This is a genomic window from Pseudoxanthomonas koreensis, assembly GCF_041890415.1.
GTDB classification, from domain to species: Bacteria; Pseudomonadota; Gammaproteobacteria; order Xanthomonadales; family Xanthomonadaceae; genus Pseudoxanthomonas; species Pseudoxanthomonas koreensis_A.
The window spans coordinates 1,725,964-1,744,988 of sequence record NZ_CP169056.1 but is presented as its reverse complement, the minus strand read 5'-3'; the positions used below and the strand labels follow the sequence as shown (position 1 = coordinate 1,744,988).

General features: G+C 70.5%; 22 protein-coding genes. 11 read left to right on the top strand and 11 right to left on the bottom strand.

Annotated elements, in window-relative coordinates; genetic code table 11:
• The first annotated feature begins 202 nt into the window (after positions 1 to 202).
• Positions 203 to 1,297 carry an ABC transporter ATP-binding protein gene (locus ACEJ41_RS07985; protein ID WP_374011766.1) on the top strand — a complete coding sequence of 365 codons (1,095 nt, stop codon included), beginning with the start codon at positions 203 to 205 and terminating at the stop codon, positions 1,295 to 1,297.
• Between the two features lie 18 nt (positions 1,298 to 1,315).
• Here ACEJ41_RS07985 and ACEJ41_RS07980 read toward each other — a convergent pair whose 3' ends face one another.
• Entirely contained in the window at positions 1,316 to 2,194 is an 879-nt protein-coding gene (locus ACEJ41_RS07980) for a folate-binding protein YgfZ (protein ID WP_374011765.1), read from the bottom strand.
• A 41-nt stretch (positions 2,195 to 2,235) separates the two neighbouring features.
• Here ACEJ41_RS07980 and ACEJ41_RS07975 point away from each other — a divergent pair, with 41 nt between their 5' ends.
• From ACEJ41_RS07975 to ACEJ41_RS07950, 6 genes are all read left to right on the top strand, one after another.
• Entirely contained in the window at positions 2,236 to 2,412 is a 177-nt protein-coding gene (locus ACEJ41_RS07975; protein ID WP_374011764.1) for a DUF1674 domain-containing protein, read from the top strand.
• Between the two features lie 61 nt (positions 2,413 to 2,473).
• Positions 2,474 to 2,863, top strand: a complete 390-nt coding sequence (sdhC, locus tag ACEJ41_RS07970; RefSeq protein WP_374011763.1) for a succinate dehydrogenase, cytochrome b556 subunit — start codon at positions 2,474 to 2,476, stop codon at positions 2,861 to 2,863.
• Complete coding sequence (sdhD, locus tag ACEJ41_RS07965; RefSeq protein ID WP_374011762.1) at positions 2,860 to 3,243, top strand: succinate dehydrogenase, hydrophobic membrane anchor protein; 384 nt, start codon at positions 2,860 to 2,862, stop codon at positions 3,241 to 3,243. Before sdhC ends, sdhD begins: the two co-directional genes overlap by 4 nt.
• Before the next feature lie 28 nt (positions 3,244 to 3,271).
• Complete coding sequence (gene sdhA, locus ACEJ41_RS07960; RefSeq protein ID WP_374011761.1) at positions 3,272 to 5,062, top strand: succinate dehydrogenase flavoprotein subunit; 1,791 nt, start codon at positions 3,272 to 3,274, stop codon at positions 5,060 to 5,062.
• Positions 5,063 to 5,157: 95 nt separating this feature from the next.
• The gene (locus ACEJ41_RS07955) at positions 5,158 to 5,940 is read left to right on the top strand and encodes a succinate dehydrogenase iron-sulfur subunit (RefSeq protein WP_374011760.1); all 783 of its coding nucleotides are present in this window, start codon (positions 5,158 to 5,160) and stop codon (positions 5,938 to 5,940) included.
• Positions 5,941 to 6,017: 77 nt separating this feature from the next.
• Positions 6,018 to 6,842 (top strand): YggS family pyridoxal phosphate-dependent enzyme, encoded by an 825-nt coding sequence (locus tag ACEJ41_RS07950; RefSeq protein WP_374011759.1) that lies wholly within the window; start codon positions 6,018 to 6,020, stop codon positions 6,840 to 6,842.
• On the opposite strand, the gene ACEJ41_RS07945 is transcribed toward ACEJ41_RS07950, so the two are convergent.
• Both ACEJ41_RS07945 and ACEJ41_RS07940 read right to left on the bottom strand, forming a co-directional pair.
• The gene (locus ACEJ41_RS07945; RefSeq protein ID WP_374011758.1) at positions 6,835 to 7,413 is read right to left on the bottom strand and encodes a response regulator transcription factor; all 579 of its coding nucleotides are present in this window, start codon (positions 7,411 to 7,413) and stop codon (positions 6,835 to 6,837) included. The two genes, ACEJ41_RS07950 and ACEJ41_RS07945, sit on opposite strands and share 8 nt — an antisense overlap.
• Complete coding sequence (locus tag ACEJ41_RS07940) at positions 7,410 to 8,771, bottom strand: ATP-binding protein (protein ID WP_374011757.1); 1,362 nt, start codon at positions 8,769 to 8,771, stop codon at positions 7,410 to 7,412. The genes ACEJ41_RS07945 and ACEJ41_RS07940 overlap by 4 nt, the downstream gene beginning before the upstream one ends.
• A 99-nt stretch (positions 8,772 to 8,870) precedes the next feature.
• Between ACEJ41_RS07940 and ACEJ41_RS07935 the strand changes: the two genes are divergently transcribed.
• Genes ACEJ41_RS07935 through lolD form a run of 4 tightly spaced genes read left to right on the top strand, consistent with a single transcriptional unit; the run spans position 8,871 to position 11,547 of the window.
• Entirely contained in the window at positions 8,871 to 9,146 is a 276-nt protein-coding gene (locus ACEJ41_RS07935) for a succinate dehydrogenase assembly factor 2 (RefSeq protein WP_374011756.1), read from the top strand.
• Complete coding sequence (locus tag ACEJ41_RS07930) at positions 9,097 to 9,549, top strand: hypothetical protein (protein WP_374011755.1); 453 nt, start codon at positions 9,097 to 9,099, stop codon at positions 9,547 to 9,549. The genes ACEJ41_RS07935 and ACEJ41_RS07930 overlap by 50 nt, the downstream gene beginning before the upstream one ends.
• A 44-nt stretch (positions 9,550 to 9,593) precedes the next feature.
• A complete protein-coding gene (locus ACEJ41_RS07925; RefSeq protein WP_374011754.1) occupies positions 9,594 to 10,835 on the top strand; it encodes a lipoprotein-releasing ABC transporter permease subunit in 1,242 nt (413 codons plus the stop codon).
• The gene (gene lolD, locus ACEJ41_RS07920; protein WP_374011753.1) at positions 10,828 to 11,547 is read left to right on the top strand and encodes a lipoprotein-releasing ABC transporter ATP-binding protein LolD; all 720 of its coding nucleotides are present in this window, start codon (positions 10,828 to 10,830) and stop codon (positions 11,545 to 11,547) included. Before ACEJ41_RS07925 ends, lolD begins: the two co-directional genes overlap by 8 nt.
• 57 nt (positions 11,548 to 11,604) lie before the next feature.
• Here the strand turns inward: lolD and ACEJ41_RS07915 are convergent, their stop codons facing one another.
• From ACEJ41_RS07915 to ACEJ41_RS07880, 8 genes are read right to left on the bottom strand one after another with little or no spacing between them, the layout of a single operon-like run.
• On the bottom strand, positions 11,605 to 12,171 hold the full coding sequence (locus ACEJ41_RS07915) for a DUF2939 domain-containing protein (RefSeq protein ID WP_374011752.1): 567 nt from the start codon (positions 12,169 to 12,171) through the stop codon (positions 11,605 to 11,607).
• Positions 12,171 to 12,857, bottom strand: coding sequence for a DUF2461 domain-containing protein (locus ACEJ41_RS07910; protein ID WP_374011751.1), 687 nt, complete (start codon positions 12,855 to 12,857; stop codon positions 12,171 to 12,173). Before ACEJ41_RS07910 ends, ACEJ41_RS07915 begins: the two co-directional genes overlap by 1 nt.
• Positions 12,854 to 14,293 (bottom strand): exodeoxyribonuclease I, encoded by a 1,440-nt coding sequence (gene sbcB / locus ACEJ41_RS07905; RefSeq protein ID WP_374011750.1) that lies wholly within the window; start codon positions 14,291 to 14,293, stop codon positions 12,854 to 12,856. Before sbcB ends, ACEJ41_RS07910 begins: the two co-directional genes overlap by 4 nt.
• A gap of 14 nt (positions 14,294 to 14,307) precedes the next feature.
• Positions 14,308 to 15,723 (bottom strand): FAD-dependent oxidoreductase, encoded by a 1,416-nt coding sequence (locus tag ACEJ41_RS07900; RefSeq protein ID WP_374011749.1) that lies wholly within the window; start codon positions 15,721 to 15,723, stop codon positions 14,308 to 14,310.
• A gap of 49 nt (positions 15,724 to 15,772) precedes the next feature.
• Positions 15,773 to 17,056, bottom strand: coding sequence for a kynureninase (kynU, locus tag ACEJ41_RS07895; RefSeq protein ID WP_374011748.1), 1,284 nt, complete (start codon positions 17,054 to 17,056; stop codon positions 15,773 to 15,775).
• Positions 17,057 to 17,078: 22 nt separating this feature from the next.
• Positions 17,079 to 17,645: a 3-hydroxyanthranilate 3,4-dioxygenase gene (locus tag ACEJ41_RS07890; RefSeq protein ID WP_374011747.1), complete on the bottom strand. Its 567-nt coding sequence runs from the start codon at positions 17,643 to 17,645 to the stop codon at positions 17,079 to 17,081.
• 29 nt (positions 17,646 to 17,674) lie between these two features.
• Positions 17,675 to 18,340 carry a carbonate dehydratase gene (can, locus tag ACEJ41_RS07885; RefSeq protein ID WP_374011746.1) on the bottom strand — a complete coding sequence of 222 codons (666 nt, stop codon included), beginning with the start codon at positions 18,338 to 18,340 and terminating at the stop codon, positions 17,675 to 17,677.
• A 47-nt stretch (positions 18,341 to 18,387) separates the two neighbouring features.
• Positions 18,388 to 19,023 carry an FMN-binding negative transcriptional regulator gene (locus ACEJ41_RS07880; protein ID WP_374011745.1) on the bottom strand — a complete coding sequence of 212 codons (636 nt, stop codon included), beginning with the start codon at positions 19,021 to 19,023 and terminating at the stop codon, positions 18,388 to 18,390.
• Positions 19,024 to 19,025: the final 2 nt, after the last annotated feature.

The following is a 19,025-nucleotide window of genomic DNA, read 5'->3' as shown; positions in this document are numbered from 1 at the left end:
GGCGGCGTCCGCTGCGTGCCGGAGGAGGGCAAAGCACGGTGGCGGGCGGGTTTGCGCGGCCGCGGGCGCATCGCGCCGCGGCGTGGTTGCGGTTGGAACCATGCCCTGGCGGGGAGGCCAGGTGCGCCGCGCGGCGGCGTTCGCGCCGTCGCCGGTCGGCGTGACATCATGCCGGGCGTCGTGCAGCGGCACGGGAGGACGCATGGCGGACCTGCAACTGGAAGAGGTGCGCAAGGTCTACGACAACGGCCAGGTTGCGGTGCACGGCGCCAGCTTCGGAATCGCCGACGGCGAACTGATGGTGCTGGTCGGGCCGTCCGGCTGCGGCAAGTCCACCCTGTTGCGGATGATCGCCGGGCTGGAGGAGATCACCTCCGGCACGCTGCGGATCGGCGGCCGGGTGGTCAACGACGTGGCGCCCCGCGACCGCGACATCGCCATGGTGTTCCAGAGTTATGCCCTCTACCCGCACATGACCGTGGCCGGGAATCTCGCCTTCGGCCTGAACCTGCGCGGCCTGCCCCGTGCCGACGTGGACCGGCGGGTGGCCGAGGCGGCGCAGATGCTGGGCCTGGACGGGATGCTCGGCAAGCGCCCGCGCGAACTGTCCGGCGGCCAGCGCCAGCGCGTGGCCCTGGGCCGGGCGCTGGTGCGCGAGCCGTCGGTGTTCCTGCTTGACGAGCCGCTGTCCAACCTGGACGCCAAGCTGCGCCATTCCACCCGCACCGAGATCGCGCGCCTGCACCAGCGGCTGGGCGCGACCATGGTCTATGTCACCCATGACCAGGTCGAGGCGATGACCCTGGGCCAGCGCATCGTGGTCCTGGACGGTGGCCACGTGCAGCAGATCGACACGCCGATGGCGCTGTACGAGCGCCCGGCCAACCTGTTTGTGGCCGGATTCCTCGGCAGCCCGGCGATGAACGTGCTGCGCGGCGAACTGCACGCCGCCGATGGCCTGCGCCTGGCCCTGGCCACGGCCGACGGCCTGCCGGCGGCCAGCCTGCCGCTGCCGGGCGTCCAGGTGCCTGCGGCATGGCTGGGACGGCCGGTGGCGCTGGGCGTGCGCCCGGAGCACCTGCGCCCCGCCGCAGGCGAAGGCCTGGGCGCGCGGGTGGACGTGGTGGAAGCGGTGGGCAGCGAGGCCTACCTGCACCTGGATGGGGCCGGCCGGGCGCTGGTCAGCCGCCTGCCGCCGCAGGCGTTGCCCGCACAGGGCGCGCACGTGGAACTGCGCGCCGATCCGGCGCACCTGCATTTCTTCGACCCGCAGGACGGGACCCGCCTGCACGCCTGATGGCCCGGAGGGCCTTGCTCAGCGCGCCAGGCCGTCGACGAAGGGCACCACCACGGCGATGGCACCATCGATATGCAAGGGCTCGGCCGTGCGTTCCAGCGGCAGCACCGCCAGCGCCAGGCGCGGCCCGTGGCCGGCCGTGCAGGCAACGCTGCCGATGGCCTGGCCGGCCTGGCTTACCGCCGCTCCCGGCTCGACCGATGCGTCCACCTGCAACAGCAGCGCCTCGCGCTTGGCCCGGCCCAGGAAGTGGGTGCGCGCCACGATTTCCTGCCCCGGGTAGCAGCCCTTTTTCACGCTGAATGCCCGCAATCGCTCCAGGCCCAGTTGCTGTGGCGTCCACTGTTCGCGCTGGGCGGCAGGCAGGCGCGGCAGGCCCAGGCGCAGGTCGGCGCCATCCCAGGCGGCGGCCGCGGCGGCATCGCGCGGCGTCGCGGCCGTGGACAGGCGCAGCGTGCGTGGAAGTTCCGGCGCGCCGTAATCCAGCTCCAGCTCCGTGTCCTCGTGGCCGGCCAGGGTCGCGCCCTGCGCCCGGGTGGGCGCGGCGAAGTCGCCGCTGGCGTGCAGGTCCGGCCGCGCGGCGATGGCGAGCTTGCGCCGGAACACGAAGCGGCGCAGCGTATCGCCCAGTTCCACCGGGTCGGCATCGGCCAACAGCAGCCGCAGCGAGGCCTCGCCGGTGCGCAGCAACGCGAACACCGCCATCACCCGGCCCTTGGGCGTGAGCCAGGCGCTCCATTGCCATTGCCCGATGGCCAGTGCGGTCACGTCGTTGGCAAACTGGGCCTGGGCGAAGGCGAGCGCGTCCGGGCCATCCAGCGCGAGCACGGCATGGCCATCCAGGGCGAACAATGCCGCTGGATTTGCCGGAATTGCGAATGGCTGGTTGTCAGGCACGTTGACGGCGGCTTAATATTTTGTGCATTGCAAGGAGTCCCATGATAGGTCAAAGCCCGGTGGTTCCCGAGCAGGCCGAGCAGCCCGCGTCCGGAACACGACCAACCACGGGCGCCGACGCTGGCAACGCGCCGGCGCGGGAAATCGGCGGCCGCGAAGGCCCGGAGCCGACCCGCTACGGAGACTGGGAAAAGAACGGGCGCTGCGTCGATTTCTGACACCGCGCGCCATCAGCCACGCGTGCCCACGGGCCGCACAGCCGAGACAACGAGCCATCGAATGAGCACTCAACGCCCCCTGTCACCGCACCTGCAGGTGTATCGCTGGCAGATCCAGATGGTGACCTCGATCCTGCACCGTGCCACCGGCGTCGTCCTGACCGCCGGCGCCCTGGCCCTCGCCGGCGGCCTGCTGTGCCTGATGCTCGGCCCCGCGCAATGGGCATGCTTCACCGCCGCAGCCGGCGCCTGGTACGGCAAGCTGTTCCTGTTCGGCTGGAGCTGGGCGTTCGCCTATCACCTGTGCAACGGCATCCGCCACGTGATCCAGGATTTCGGCTACGGCTTCAGCATCCCGGCCTTCGTCCGCAGCAGTTGGCTGTCGGTGGTCGGCAGCCTGCTCATCACCGCGCTGATCTGGGCCTGCGCCCTGAATGGAGGTGCCGCGTGACCCGCTTCCGCACCCCGCTGAAGAACGCCCGTGGCCTGGGCACGGCCAAGACCGGCACCGGGCACTTCGTGCACCAGCGCCTGACCGCCACCGCCCTGGTGTTCCTGGGCATCTGGTTCGTGTACTTCGTGCTGGGCCTGGTCGGCAGCGACTACCTCACCGCGACCGACGCGGTGTCCAGGCCGTGGAACGCGGTGCTGCTGGCGGGCTTCCTGGTGGCCTCGTTCTGGCATGCCCAGCTCGGCCTGCAGGTGATCCTGGAGGACTACATCCACAACTCGCTGGCCGCCCTGGCCCTGCAGGTCAGCGTCAAGTTCATCGCGGTGCTGGGCGCCATCGTCAGCATCTTCGCCGTGGCCCGCATCGCGCTGGCCGGCTGAGCGCGCCACGCAAAGGAATTCCGATCCGATGTCCGCCTACAAGATCACCGAACACAAGTACGACATGGTTGTCGTCGGCGCCGGTGGCGCCGGCCTGCGCGCCACCTTCGGCCTGGCCCAGAAGGGCCTGCAGACGGTGTGCCTGACCAAGGTCTTCCCGACCCGTTCGCATACCGTGGCTGCCCAGGGCGGCATCGCCGCGGCCCTGGCCAACATGGGCGAGGACGACTGGCGCTACCACTTCTACGACACCGTCAAGGGCGGCGACTGGCTCGGCGACCAGGACGCGATCGAGTACATGTGCCGCGAGGCGATCCCCTCGGTCATCGAGCTGGAGCACTACGGCGTGCCGTTCTCGCGCACCGAGGACGGCAAGATCTACCAGCGCCCGTTCGGCGGCATGACAACCCGCTATGGCGAGGGGCCGTCGGCGCAGCGCACCTGCGCGGCGGCCGACCGCACCGGCCACGCGATGCTGCATACCCTGTACCAGCAGTCGCTGGCACATGATGCGCGGTTCATGGTCGAGTACTTCGCCCTGGACCTGATCTTCGACGAGCAGGGCGCCTGCCGCGGCGTACTCGCCCTGGACATGGCCGAGGGCTCGCTGCACCTGTTCCGCGCCCACGGCGTGGTGCTGGCCACCGGCGGTTACGGCCGCGCGTACTTCAGCGCCACCTCGGCCCACACCTGCACCGGCGACGGCGGCGGCCTGGTGGCCCGTGCCGGCCTGCCGCTGCAGGACATGGAGTTCGTGCAGTTCCATCCCACCGGCATCTACGGCGCCGGCTGCCTGATCACCGAGGGCGTGCGCGGCGAAGGCGGCATCCTGCGCAATTCCAGCGGCGAGCGCTTCATGGAGCGCTACGCGCCGCACTACAAGGACCTGGCCTCGCGCGACGTGGTGTCGCGTTCGATGACCATCGAGATCCGCGAGGGCCGCGGCGTGGGCGAGCACAACGACCACATCCTGCTCGACCTGACCCACCTGGGCCCGGAAGTGATCCACGAAAAGCTGCCCGGCATCGCCGAGAGCGCACGCATCTTCGCCGGCGTGGACGTCACCCGGCAGCCGATCCCGGTGATCCCGACCGTGCACTACAACATGGGCGGCATCCCCACCAACTACCACGGCGAGGTGGTGCGCAAGGTCGGCGACGACCCGGAGACGGTGGTCCCGGGCCTGTACGCGATCGGCGAGGCCGCCTGCGTCTCGGTGCATGGCGGCAACCGCCTGGGCTCCAACTCGCTGCTGGACCTGGTGGTGTTTGGCCGCGCGGTGGCCAACCGCTGCGCCGAGACGATCAGGAAGGATGCGCCGCACAAGCCGCTGGCCTCCGATGCCTGCGACAAGGCCCTGTCGCTGCTGGACCGCCTGCGCCACGCCAAGGGGGATACCCCGACCTCGGTGATCCGCGACCGCATGCAGCGCACCATGCAGGCCGACGCGGCGGTGTTCCGCACCAGCCAAACCCTGCAGGAAGGCTGCACCAGGATGGCCGAGATCTTCGCCAGCTTCGAGGACGTGAAGGTCACCGACCGCTCGCTGGTGTGGAACTCGGACCTGATCGAGACCTACGAGTTGAACAACCTGCTGCTCAATGCGGTGGCGACCATCAACTCGGCCGAGCAGCGCAAGGAAAGCCGCGGCGCCCACGCGCGCGAGGATTACCCGGACCGCGACGACGCCAACTGGCAGAAGCACACGCTGGTGACGGTGGACGAGAAGGGCGGCTGCAGCTTCGACTACCGTCCCGTGCACATGTACACCCTCACCGACGACGTGGCGGTGGTACCGCCCAAGCCGCGGGTGTACTGAGGCCGTGATGGCGCCCCCGACCTTCCGTTTCCACGGCGCGCACCCGGTGCACGCCACGCCCGCACCGCGGGCCGCCTGAGCCAACGAGAACAGCCATGGCAGAGTTCAGCCTTCCGAAGAATTCACGCATCACCAAGGGGCAGCATTTCCCCGCCCCGGGCGCGAAGAACCCGCGCGTGTTCAAGATCTACCGCTGGAACCCGGAAGACGGCGCCAGCCCGCGCACCGACACCTACGAGGTGGACCTGGACGCGTGCGGGCCGATGGTCCTGGACGCGCTGATCAAGATCAAGAACGAGATCGACCCCACGCTCACCTTCCGCCGTTCCTGCCGCGAGGGCATCTGCGGCTCGTGCGCGATGAACATCGACGGCACCAACACCCTGGCCTGCACCAAGGCCATCGGCGACTGCCGCAAGAGCGATGTGCCGGTCTATCCGCTGCCGCACATGGAGGTGGTCAAGGACCTGGTCCCGGACCTGACCCACTTCTACGCCCAGTACGCCTCGATCAAGCCGTGGATCCGCACCCAGACCCCGGCGCCGCCGGACCGCGAGCGGCTGCAGTCGCCGGAGGACCGCAAGAAGCTGGACGGCCTGTACGAATGCATCCTGTGCGCGTGCTGTTCGACCAGTTGCCCGAGCTACTGGTGGAACGGCGAGCGCTACCTGGGCCCGGCGATCCTGCTGCAGGCCTATCGCTGGATCATCGATTCGCGCGACGAGGACACCGGCGCGCGCCTGGACGACCTGGAAGACCCGTTCAAGCTGTACCGCTGCCACACCATCATGAATTGCACGCGGACCTGTCCCAAGGGCCTGAACCCGGCCCTGGCCATCGCCGAGATCAAGAAGCTGATGATGGCGCGGCGGGCCTGACCGCCGCTGGCGGCCACGTCCAAGGCCCCGGGCGACCGGGCCTTTTCGCGTCGCCGGCGCTGCAACTGGAGGTGGACGTGCAAGACCCGCCAGACCCGGCCGCAGGCGCCGGAACCCAGACCCGTCACGATCTCCATGGCGAGTACCCCCGGGCCGCCACGGTCGAGGATTTCTGCCACAACCTGGCCGCGGTGCAGGCGCGCATCGACGCCGCCTGCCAGCGTGCCGGGCGCGACCCGGGCCAGGTGCGCCTGCTGCCGGTCAGCAAGACCGTGGACCCTGCGCGCATCCGCCTGGCGCATGCCGCCGGTTGCACGATGCTGGGCGAGAACAAGGTGCAGGAGGCATTCGCCAAGTGGGAGGCGATGGCCGACCTGGCCGACCTGCGCTGGTCGCTGATCGGCCACCTGCAGACCAACAAGGCCCGCTACGTGGCGCGCTTCGCGCACGAGTTCCAGGCGCTGGACAGCCTGCGCGTGGCCGAGGCGCTGGACCGCCGCCTGCAGGCCGAAGGGCGCTCGCTGGACGTGTTCGTGCAGGTCAACACCTCGGGCGAGGCGAGCAAGTACGGGCTGGCGCCGGAGGCGGTGGCCGGCTTCCTGCGCGGGCTGCCCGCGTTCGCCTCGTTGAAGGTGCGCGGACTGATGACGCTGGCGCTGTTTTCGCCGGACCCGACGCGGGTGCGCGAATGCTTCATCGCGCTGCGCAACCTGCGCGATGGCCTGCGCCAGGACACGCCCGCCGGCATGGACCTGGACGGGCTGTCGATGGGCATGTCCGGCGACTACGAGATCGCGGTGGAGGAGGGCGCCACCGTGGTCCGGGTGGGCCAGGCCATCTTCGGCGCACGTGCCTTGCCGGACAGCCACTACTGGCCCGCCGGCGCAACCGGGCCTACTTGACCTGCTGCTTGCCCAGCTTGCGCGCCAGCGTGCGCCGATGCATGCCCAGCCGGCGCGCGGTCTCGGACACGTTGAACCCGGTTTCGGCCAGTACTTCGTGGATGCGCTCCCATTCCAGGGTCTTGATCGAGGTCGGGCGCTCGCCCAGGCCGACCTGGGCATTGCCTTCGGCCTTGCCGAACGCGGCCTCGATGTCGTCGGTGTTGGATGGCTTGGCCAGGTAGTGGCATGCGCCCAGCTTGATCGCCTCCACCGCGGTGGCGATGCTGGCGTAGCCGGTCAGCACCACGATCAGCATCTGCGGGTCATGGGCGTGCAGGGCCTGCACGCAGGACAAGCCGGAACTGCCGCCGGCCAGTTTCAGGTCGACCACCGCATAGCGCGGCGAGTACTCCTGCAGGAGCGGCTCCAGGTCGGCCTGGCTGGCGGCGTGGCGCACCTCGTAGCCGCGGCGCTCGAAGGAGCGGCCGAGGGTGCGCGCAAACGCCGCATCGTCCTCGACGATCAGCAGGCGGCGCGGGCTGGCGGACGCGGGGTTGGCGGACGTGGGGCTGGTGGGCGTGGTGTTCATGGCTGCGGGGCCGGCGCGCGCGCGTCCAGGGCCAGCGAGGACAGCGGCAGTTCCAGCACCACCTCGGCGCCACGCGGGCTGCGGTTGGCCGCATGCAGGCGGCCGCCGAAACTGCGCGCCACGTTGAGCGAGAGGAACAGCCCGAGGCCGCCACCGGGGCGACCCTTGCTCGAGTTGTAGGGCTTGCCGAAATCGGCCAGCGCCTGCGCGGAAAAACCGGGTCCGGCATCGCTGACCTGCAGCCGCAGCGACTGGCCGTCGGGGCCCACCCGCCACGCTTCCAGCCCGACCCAGTCCGGCGAAGCTTCCAGCGCGTTGTCGAGGATGTTGTCGATCATCTGCCTGAGCCCGGAATCGGACACGATCTGGATATCCTCGTCCAGGTGCAGGTGATAGTCGAGCCGGTTCACCGGGCGGGTGGCCGACCAGGCCTCGACGACCTCGTCCAGGAACGCCGCCAGGCTGGTCTGCGCCGGCGCCTCGCCGCGCGCGTCGCCGGCCGACAGCAGGATCCCGGTGACGATGGACTTGCAGCGCTGGAGCTGGGTCTGCATCTCGTCCAGGTCCTGCTGCAGCTCCGGATGCCCCTCGAACGGCGCCATCCGCCGCCAGTCGCCCAGCAGCACCGACAGGATCGCCAGCGGCGTCCCCAGTTCGTGCGCGGCGCCGGAGGCCAGCAGGCCCATGCGCACGATGTGTTCCTCCTCCACCGCCTGCTGGCGCAGGTCGGCCAGGCGCGCGTCGCGATCGCGCAGGATCCGCGCGATCCGGCCGATGAACAATGCCGCCAGCACTGCGGTCAGCAGGAAGCACAGCAGCAGGCCTTGCACGTAGTGGTCGGCGATGCCCAGCGCGGGCTCGGCATCGATGCGCACCGGGCCCGGGCACGCCACCAGCGCCAGGACCCCGGCGCAACCGGCCGCCACCACCACCCATCCGGCCCAGGCCGGCAGCAGCACCGCGCCAAGCGTCACCTGCAGCAGGTACAGGAACACGAACGGATTGGTGATGCCGCCGCTCAGGTGCAGTTGCGCGGTCAGTGCGGCCACGTCCACCAGCAGCGCCAGCAGCAGCGCCAGGTCACCCGCGTCGGTGCGCGCGCGCCAGAACAGCTGGCTGCCCAGGTTGAACAGGGCCAGGCAGCCGGCCACTGACAGCATCATCGCCAGCGGCAAGCCAATACCCAGGACGGAATGCACGAACACGATCGTGGCCAGCTGGCCGACGATGGCGATCCAGCGCAGCTGGATCAGCTGCTGCATGTTGCGCATCCCGGCGCCGGCAGTGGTGTCGTTGCGTGCGGATTGGATCGCCGGTCGCAGGTCGGTGGCCGTGGCCGGTGTCGCTGAGGACTGCATCGGGAAGCTCCATGTGGCGCGCCCGCCGGTGGCGCCGCTTGTTGCATGCAATGGGCGCCGGCAGAATGCCGGCATGCGCAACTGCCTGCAGTATCGCCCATGACCACGCCGCCGCCTGCCAGCTCCGTGCTCGCCGGGTCCGAGCTGGGCCGCCTGCGCTGGCGCTGCCGCCGCGGCATGCGCGAACTGGACCAGTTGCTCGAGCGCTGGCTGTTCCGCGCGCATGCATCCGCTTCCGATGCCGAGCGCGGGGTTTTCCTATCCCTGCTCGATTGCGAGGACGATAGGCTCTGGCGCTGGTTCATGGAGCATGAGGCCTGTCCGGATGCCGACCTCGCCGCGCTCATCGCACGGATCCGCGCCCTGCCGCCTTGAGTGGCGCCCCTCGCGCTGGCTGCTGGCCGCGCTGTTGACGCTCTCGCTGCTGGCGCCACTGGCGGTGCTGGGGTCCGGGCTGCCGCGCCTGCTGGCCTGGCCGCTGGCCCTGGCCGCGGCCATCGGCGGAGGCGTGCGCGCATGGCGCGAGGCGGGCAGGGCACCGCGCCAGCTGGTGCTGGGCACGGGCAGTGGCCCCGATGTGCTGGACGGGCAGCCCCTGCAGGCCTGCGAGCTGGCCTGGCGCGGGCCGCTGGCCTTCATCCATGCGCTCGACGCGCATGGCCGCAGCCATCGCCTGGTGTGGTGGCCCGATACCCTGCCGCCGCCACGGCGTCGTGAACTGCGCCTGGTGGCCGCGCTTCGCGCTGCTTCGCGCCCAACGCGGTCGATGGCACCATAGGCGCGAAGAACGCCGGAATGTGCCGGCAGTGGATTGTCCGGCCCATGTTCAAACCCGTGCCCGTGGCCATCGGCCTGCGCTACCTGCGCGCCAAGCGCCGCAACGGATTCATCTCCTTCATCTCGATGGCCTCCATCCTCGGCATCGCCCTGGGCGTGACCGTGCTGATCACCACCATGGCGGTGATGAGCGGCTTCCAGAAGGAAATCCGCGACCGTTTGCTGGAGTTTGCCGCCCACGCCACGGTGGTGGCCGATGGCGTGCCGCTGCAGGACTGGCGCCATGCCCTGGACGTGGCCGGGCGCGACCCGCGGGTGGCGGGCGCGGCGCCCTACATCGAAACCCAGGGCCTGCTGACCGGCACCCGCCGGCAGCCGGCGATGGTGCGCGGGGTGGAGCCGGCGCTGGAAGACCAGGTGTCGGTGCTGGCGCGGAAGATGAAGCACGGCACGGCCGCCTCGCTCACCCCCGGCAGCTACAACATCCTGCTGGGCGAGGAGCTGGCGCTGTGGCTGGGCGTGGACATGGGCGACAGCGTGGTGCTGCTGCTGGGCGAGTTCCAGGGTTCGCCGGTGGGGGCGATGCCGAGGGTCAAGCGCTTCACCGTCAGCGGGATCTTCGCCGCCGGCCACAACGAGGTCGACCGTGGCCTGGCGCTGGTGGAGATGACCGACCTGCAGCGCGTGCTGCGCATGGACGGGGTGACCGGCGTGCGCCTGAAGCTGCACGACATGAACCGCTCGTTCGAGGTCGCGCGCGACCTGGCCCTGCAACTGCCCGGGTTCTACCGGGTCAGCGACTGGACCCAGGAAAACGCCAACCTCTACCAGTCGCTGAAGATGGAGAAGACGGTGATGGGCATCCTGCTGTCGCTGATCATCCTGATGGGCGCCTTCACCCTGGTGAACTCGCAGGTGATGCTGGTGACCGACAAGCAGGCCGACATCGCCATCCTGCGCACCCTGGGGCTCACGCCCGGCGGGGTGATGCAGGTGTTCATGGTCCAGGGCACCCTGATCGGGGTGATCGGCACGGTGCTGGGCCTGGCCGGCGGCGTCACCCTGACCTGGAACCTGGAGCGCATCCTGGACGGCATCGAGGCCCTGTTCGGCGTCACCCTGCTGCCGGAGGACGTGTACTACATCACCGGCCTGCCCACCGACATGCAGGCCGGCGACGTGGTGACCACCCTGGTGGTGGCCCTGGTGATGAGTTTCCTGGCCACGCTGTACCCGGCCTGGCGCGCGGCACGTACCCAGCCGGCGGAGGCGCTGCGTTATGAATGATGTCCGCGAGCCCGTGACCACAGCGCATGACGGCGAGGCGATCCGTGCCGAGGCGCTGGCCAAGACCTATGCGGAAGGGCGGTTGAAGACCCATGTGTTCGACGGCCTGGACCTGCGCGTGGCCGCCGGCGAGACGGTGGCCATTGTCGGGGCCTCCGGCGCCGGCAAGAGCACCCTGCTGCACCTGCTGGGCGGCCTGGATACGCCCAGTGCCGGCGAGGTCTACGTGGCCGGGAAGAAGATGTCGGCGTTGTCCGATGGCGAACGCGGCCGCCTGCGCAACCGCGCGCTGGGCTTCGTCTACCAGTTCCACCACCTGCTGCCGGAGTTCACCGCGCTGGAGAACGTGATGATGCCGGTGCTTCTGGCCGGCGGTGCGCCGGCCCTGGCCGCGCAGCAGGCGCGCGCGCTGCTGGAGTCGGTGGGCCTGGGCGCACGCCTGGAACACAAGCCCGGCGAGCTGTCCGGCGGCGAGCGCCAGCGCGCGGCGGTGGCACGGGCCCTGGTCAACCGGCCGGCGTGCGTGCTGGGCGACGAGCCTACCGGCAACCTGGACGAGAAGACTGCCGCGCACGTGTTCGAGCTGATGCTGGAACTCAACCGCGCCCAGCGCACCAGCCTGGTCCTGGTGACCCACGACCGGCGCCTGGCGCGGCGCCTGGACCGGGTGCTGGAACTGCAGCAGGGCCGCCTGCACGAGGTTGCCGGGTAGCAGTGGCCCTGGCTGCAATGCGGTGACGCGCAGGGCAGGCCTGTCGCGCAGCGGACACTACGACGGCGCGATCGCCGGCAGGCGGATGTCGACCAGTTTCCAGCGCAGGCCGCGGCGCTGGAGCACGAACACGGTCTGGCGGCCATCGGCATGTTCCACCGTGGCGGTGAAGCGCGACAGTGATGCGTAGCGCAGCTGCGCGTTGCGCAACGGGCGCGCCGGCTCGGTGGCGGCCCAGGCGTCGCCGCCGACGGTGCGGCCGTGCGCGCGCTGCCATACCGCGTGGCCCTGCAGCAGCAGGGTGATCCCGGTTGGCGTGGCCAGGGTGTCCACCGCCATGCCGCTGGCACCGCCCAGGGCTGCAAGCGCAAATGCGCCCAGCATGCTCGCGCCCGCGTCCGGGCCGGCGGCGCGGACCAGGCGGTCGTCCAGTTGTGCCTTGAGGTTGGCGCGCAACATCGGGAAGTCCACGTAGCGATCCAGCGCAGCCGTGTCGCGCCGCTCCAGCGCGCGCTCGATGCCGCGCACGGTCAGCCACGGCCCGACCGCTAGCCAGGCGGTCAACAGCAGCAGCGCGACGATCACGGCCGCGCCGGCCCGATGCAGTGGGGATCGCCGCATCATCAGAACTCCAGGTCCAGTGCCGCGCACAGATAGTCCACCAATGGCGCCAGCGCCGCCAGGTCGGCCTCCAGCGCCTTGCGCAGGCGCGGGCCGGACATGGTGGCGTCGTCCAGCGGCCGCAGCAGGGTCCAGTTGCGGTGGCGCAGGTCGTCGATGAAGGCGAAGTCGGGCGGAAAGCCGCGCGGCGGCCGCACCAGCATGTCGCTCGACTCCAGCGCGTAACGCCGGCGCACGGCGGGTGCATGCGCGGCGGCCTGCCAGGCGCCGGGATTGTCGAAGATGAACTGGCGCACGCGGCGCTGGGTGTGGGTTTCCGGATGCCACAGCCCGGCGCCGACGAAGCTGTTGCCCGGCTGCAGGTGCAGGTAGAACGAGGGCGCAGCCACTTCGCGCCGGCGCTCGTGGAACAGGCGCGCACCCTGCCACGGCTTGTACGGCGACTTGTCGTTGGAATAGCGCGTGTCGCGATGGATGCGGAACAGCGAGCCACCGACCGGGCGCGGATCGGCGCGGTAGTGCGGGCTGATCGCGGCCAGTGCCGGCTGCAGGTCGGCGACCAGGCGCAGGAATGGCTGGCGCACGTGCAGTTCGTAGTCGGCACGGTGCGCGTGGAACCAGTCCTTGTTGTTGTGCCGCGCCAGGCTGCGCAGGAACTTGAACGTGGCGGCGCCGAAGTAGCTGCTCATAGCCCGTCCTGCAGGTCGCGGCCCCACTGTTCGAGCTGGTCGAGCAAGACCTGTTTTCCGCCGTCGCCGGCATGGCTGGCGCGCAGCGCGGCGATCTCGGCGAAGTAGCCGGACAAGCCGTATTCGGACAGGCCGCTGTCGTCGCCGAGGCGATGGCGGCGGTAGTCGTCCCAGCGTTCGCGCTCGGTGGGCGCGAGCGTGTCCGGCCAGTTGCGGGCCCGGTAGCGGAACAGCAGTTCGGGCAGGCGCGCATCGCGGAAGTCGAACACCCGCGTGCCCAGTTCCGTGGCCGGGGTGGCACGCACCTGGGTGCACAGGCGGCGGTCGCCGTCGCCGCAGAAGCCGGCGTAGAGCGCGCCATCCACGTCACCCTGGACTGGTGCGCGGTTGCCGGCGAATACCTGGCGGGCCTTTTCGGCCAGTGCCGGGCCGTGCGCGCGCAGGCGTTCGGCACGCGCCTGCAGGGCGTCCGGCTCCAGGCCCAGGCGCTGGAAATCATCCGCGCGCAGGTGCGCCCACGGCACCAGCATCGGCGAACGGTTCAGGTGCACTTCCTTCAGCGGCACCCGGGCCACGCCCGGTGGCAGGTCCGCAGCCGGGGTGTAGAGCCGGTCGGCGATCTCCGCCGCATCCTGCTCCAGCAAGGCGTCAATGTCGCCGTCCAGGTCGAACACGATCACCCGGTTGCCGATGGACGGATGCGCGGCCAGCGGCAGGACCACGGCCGCGCACATCCGGCTGGCCGGATAGCGCTGGGAGACGTGCAGCACCGGCTGCATGGCGAAGGTATCGAGCAGGCTGGCGGCATGGCGCTTGTCGCGCAGCTTCAGGGCGTAATCCCACAGCCGCGGCTGGGCGCGCTTGAACAGCCGGGCCAGGCCGACGGTGGCGTACACGTCCGACAGCGCTTCGTGCGCGTCGCCATCGCGCACGTCGTTGGCGATGGCCAGGTGTTCGAGCTTGAACGAGGTGGCGCCATCCTCGCGCCGCGGCCAGGCGATCCCGTCCGGGCGCAGGGCATGGGCCAGGCGCAGCACGTCCAGCAGGTCCCAGCGCGAGTTGCCGCCGCGCCACTCGCGCTCGTAGGGGTCGAAGAAATTGCGGAACAGGGTATGGCGCACGAACTCGTCGTCGAAGCGCAGCGAGTTGTAGCCCAGGGTGCAGGTGCCGGGCCGGGCCATTTCCTCGACGATGCGCGCCGCTGCCTCGGCCTCGGGCACGCCCTCGCGCAGCGCATGCTGTGGAGTGATGCCGGTAATGAGGGTGGCCTGCGGAGATGGCAGCAGGTCCTGCGCCGGCTGCACGAACAGGCTGACCGGTGCTTCCACCGGGTTCAGTTCCGGATCGGTGCGCAACGCGGCGAACTGGGCGATGCGGCTGCGTCGCGGGTCGGCGCCGAAGGTCTCCAGGTCGTAGAACAGGAAGGTGTCGGCCATGGTCGATGGCGGCCCTAGCGGGCCTGTTCCAGTTCCGGCAACTGCTGCTCGATGGTACGGGCCAGCGTATCCCAGTCGATGCCGTCCAGGTCGCGGCGGCCGGTGGTGGCCTCCACCAGGATCGCGTGCTGGACCTGGCTGCGCGCCAGTGCCTGTGCGTAGGGGATGTGCATGAACGTGACCATCGTGTAGTGCGGCACGAAGCGTTGCGGGTGCCGCCGCTGCAGTGCGCGTTCGAGCTCGCGCTGGAGCAGGAAGTCGGCATCGTCTACCCGGTCGCGCATCTCGATGTAGTTGTCCAGGGCCATGGCCTGGATCGCGGCGGCATTGGGCTTGCGCTCGGCCTGGAACGCGGCGAACGCCCGCTCCAGCGCGCGTCGCGCCAGGCCTGGCGGCACCGTGACCGGCACGTGGCGGTCCAGCGCTTCGGCCAGCGCCACGCAGTCCTCGAAGGCGCAGTTCATGCCTTGCCCGTGGAACGGCACCATCGCGTGCGCGGCGTCGCCCAGCAGCACCGCGCGCCCGTCCAGGTGCCAGCGGTCCAGGTACAGGGTGCCCAGCAGGCCGGGTGGATGATGCTCCCAGTCGCGTTCAAGGTCGGGGATCAGCGCCAGTGCGTCGGGGAAGTCGCGCGCGAACAGGGCGCGCACCTCGGCGCCGCTGCGCACGCTGGCGAAACTCGGGTCGTCACTGTCGGGCGCGGGCAGGTTGGGCAGAAACAGGGTGACGGTGAAGGTGCCTTCGTCGTTGGGCAGTGCAATGCACATGTAGCGGCCGCGCGGCCAGATGTGCAGGGCATTGGGTTCGATCAGGAAACCGCCGTCCGGCCCCGGCGGGATGGTCAGTTCCTTGTAGGAGTGGTCGAGGAACTCGGTCACTTCTTCGAAGCCGCCGCGGCGCACCATCTCCGCGCGCAGGGCCGAGCCGGCCCCATCGCTGCCGATGAGGGTGCCGAAGCGGATGTCCTGGGGCTGGTCGTCGCGGTCGTCGATCAGGCGCGCGGTGCCGGCATCGAAGTCCACCGTGTGCAGGCGGCGATGGAAATGGATGGTCGCGCCGGCGCGCTCGGCCGCCTCCAGCAGGGTGACATTGAGGTCGGCGCGGTGCACCGACCAGATGACCTCCGAATCGTCGCGGCCGTAGCGCTGCAACTGCAGCGTGCCGTCCAGGCCGTGGATCATGCGCCCGCGCATCATCACCGCCTGGGCCATCACCGCGTCCTCGACCCCGGCTGCACGCAGGGCAAGGCGGCCGCGCTCGGCCAGCGCCAGGTTGATCGAGCGCCCGCGCTCGTAGCCCTTTACCCGCGGATCGCCTCGCCGTTCGTAGACGGTCACCTTCCAGCCGCGCTGCGACAGCAGGATCGCCAGCAGCGAGCCGGCCAGGCCGGCACCGATCAGGGTCAGTGCGCGCGTGTCGCCGGTATCCATGTTCGGCATCCCATCCAGGTCATCGCGCCGGCCGGCGCCTGCAACATCGTCACCGGCCACGCCAGCGCTCCACTTCCTCCACCAGGCGCACCACGTCCGCGTAGCGGTTGTACAGCGGCACCGGGGCGATCCGGATCACGTCCGGCTCGCGCCAGTCGCCCAGGATGCCGGCGCCGCGCAGGTGCTCGAACAGGGCGCGGCCACCGCCTGGCGCGGATTGGCTGCCGGCGCCGGCCACGCGCAGCGAGAGCTGGCAGCCGCGTCGCGCCGGTTCGGCCGGGGTGAGGATCTGCAGGGTATCGCCAAGGCGTTCGCGCACCAGCGCGTCCAGCAGGCCGGTCAGCGCCTCGGACTTGGCCCGCAGCGACGCCATGCCACCGGCGCGCTCGAACTGGTCCAGGCTGGCGCGCAGCGGTGCAAGCGCCAGCACCGGCGGATTGGAAAGCTGCCAGCCCTCGGCCCCGCGCGCAGGCACGAACTGCGGATCCATGCGGAAGCGGGTGGCCGCTTCGTGGCCCCACCAGCCGGCCATGCGCGGCAGCGCCGCGTCGCCGTGGCGCTGGTGCACGAAGCAGCCGCCCACCGCGCCGGGCCCGGCGTTGAGGTACTTGTAGTGGCACCACACCGCGAAGTCGGCGTCATCGGCGTGCAGCGACAACGGCAGGTTGCCGACGGCGTGTGCCAGGTCGAACCCGGCCGCCGCACCCTGCGCATGCGCCAGCGCGGTGATCCGGGCCAGGTCGAATGCCTGGCCGGTGCGGTATTGCACGCCCGGCCACAGCACCAGCGCCAGGCGCGGGCCGTGGCTGGCGATCGCGCGTTCGATGGCCTGCATCGACAGCGTGCCGCCGGGCTCGTCGGCCTCCACTTCGACAAGCGCGGTGGCCGGGTCCAGCCCGTGCAGGCGGATCTGCGATTCCACCGCGTGGCGGTCGGACGGGAACGCGCCGGCCTCCATCAACACCACCGTGCGGTCCCGTGCCGGCCGGTAGAAACTGGCCAGCATCAGGTGCAGGTTGACGGTCAGGGTGTTCATCGCCACCACTTCGCACCGCTGCGCGCCGACCAGCCGCGCCAGCGGATCGCGTACCAGGGCGTGGTAGTCCATCCAGCGGGTATCGCCAGTGAAATGGCCTTCCACCGCCTCGGCGCCCCACTTGTCCAGCACCTCCAGCACCTGCGCGCGCGCCGCGCGCGGCTGCAGGCCCAGCGAGTTGCCCACGAAGTACACCTGCTCGCCGTCGCCATGCGCGGGCACCAGGAACTCGTCGCGGAATCCGCGCAGCGGGTCGGCGGCGTCCAGGGCGGCGGCGTGGGTGCGGGCGTGGTTCATGGGTGCCTGGTGCAGGATCGGCTCAGGTGATGTCGGCCAGCGAATCGGGATCGGCGTCGTAGCGCGCCGGGCGCGGGTTGAGGTGGCCGCACTGGCCGCACGTGCGCGACTCGGTGGAGCGGTAGAAGCGCTCGAACACCGGCGGCAGGTCCTGCTCGATGTCGTGCAGGTGGAAGTATTCCTCGTACAGCTTGTGGTTGCAGCGCTCGCAGTACCACAGCAGGCCATCCTCCTCGTGCGCCAGGCGCCGGCGCTCGATCACCAGGCCGACGCTGCCGGGCATGCGCTGCGGCGAATGCGGCACCCGCGCCGGCAGCAGGAAGATCTCGCCGGCGCGGATCGGGATGTCGCGTACCGCACCGGGGCCACCGTCGCGGTTGTCCTGCACCCGCAGCACCATTTCCCCTTCCAGCTGGTAGAACCACTCCGGGCCCTCGTCCCAGTGGAAGTCGGTGCGTGCGTTGGGGCCGCCGACCACCATCACGATGAAGTCGCCGTCGTAGATGCACTTGTTGCCCACCGGCGGCTTGAGCAGGTGGCGGTGCTCGTCGATCCAGGCCTGCAGGTTGAGCGGGACGGGCAGGGACATGGCGGATCCTCGCGTATGTGGCGTGGCGCTCAGGGCGCCGGGTCGTCCTGGCAGATCCGCGCCAGTGCGGACTGGTAGCGGCTGCTCAGGGTGTCCTGTGAATCCAGGTCGATGCCCAGGTCGTGGACCCGGCCATCACTGAGGCCGTAGACCCAGCCGTGCAGCGCCAGCGGCTGCCCGCGCGCCCAGGCATCGCGCACGATGGTGGTGCGGCTGAGGTTGATCACCTGTTCCAGCGCGTTGAGCTCGCACAGGCGCGCGTGCTGGGCCTGCGCATCGCCGGCGGCGTGCAGGCAGCCGCTGTGGCGCTCGGCCACGTCGCCCACATGGCGGATCCAGTTGTCCACCAGGCCCAGGCGCATCCCGGTCAGCGCGGCCTGCACGCCGCCGCAGCCGTAGTGGCCGACCACCAGGATGTGCTTCACCTTGAGCACGTCGATCGCGTACTGCACCACCGACAGGCAGTTGAGGTCGGTGTGGACCACCACGTTGGCCACGTTGCGGTGGACGAACACCTCGCCCGGGGCCATGTCGATGATCTGGTTGGCCGGGACCCGCGAATCGGAGCAGCCGATCCACAGGTACTCGGGTGCCTGCTGCTGGGAAAGCTGGGCGAAGAAGTCCGGGTTCTCGGCACGGATGCGTTCGGACCAGTCCCGGTTGCGGCGGATCAGCTCGTTGAGGGTATGTGGCATGGAGGTATCGTCACGGGAGGAATGGATGGCGGCACGCGCACCGCGCTTCAGCCGGGCGCGCGCGCGGCCAGGCGCGCGGCCATCAGCGCGGCGACCTCGCTGGCGCGCTCGCCTGGCTGGCGCTGCAGGCCGGCGACCGCGCCGGCGAGGGTGGCGTCCGGATGGTGCTGGTTGAGCTTGAACTTCAGTTCGATGCGCCCGGCCTGGAAACGGAAGCCGACGATGCCGCGCAACTGGCTGCGCTCGCGCGGATCGGCGTGGTCGTAGCGCCATGACCCGCCGACCTGCGCTTCGAAACGCACGCCCAGGCGCTCGACGATCGAGCCCAGCGCATCCTCGTCGTCAAACGGCTCGAGGGTTCCGTACAGGTGGGCCACCGCGTAGTTCCAGGTCGGCACCCGCGCGGCCTGCGCCTTGTCCGGGTACCACTCCGGCGAGATGTAGTGGTGCGGGCCGTGGACGATGGCCAGCGCGGGGCCGGCATGGGCGGCCTGGGGATTGGGACGGGCCCAGTGGCCCTCCAGCAGCACGCTGCCGTCCTGGCGGGAATGCAGCACCGGCAGGTGCGAGGCGAAGGGCAGGCCGTCCGTGCCGCTGCTCACCAGGGTGACGAAGGGGTCGCGCGCCAGCAGCCAGTCCAGCCCCGCAAGGTCGTCCTCGGCGAAGGCGCGTGGCAGGTACACCG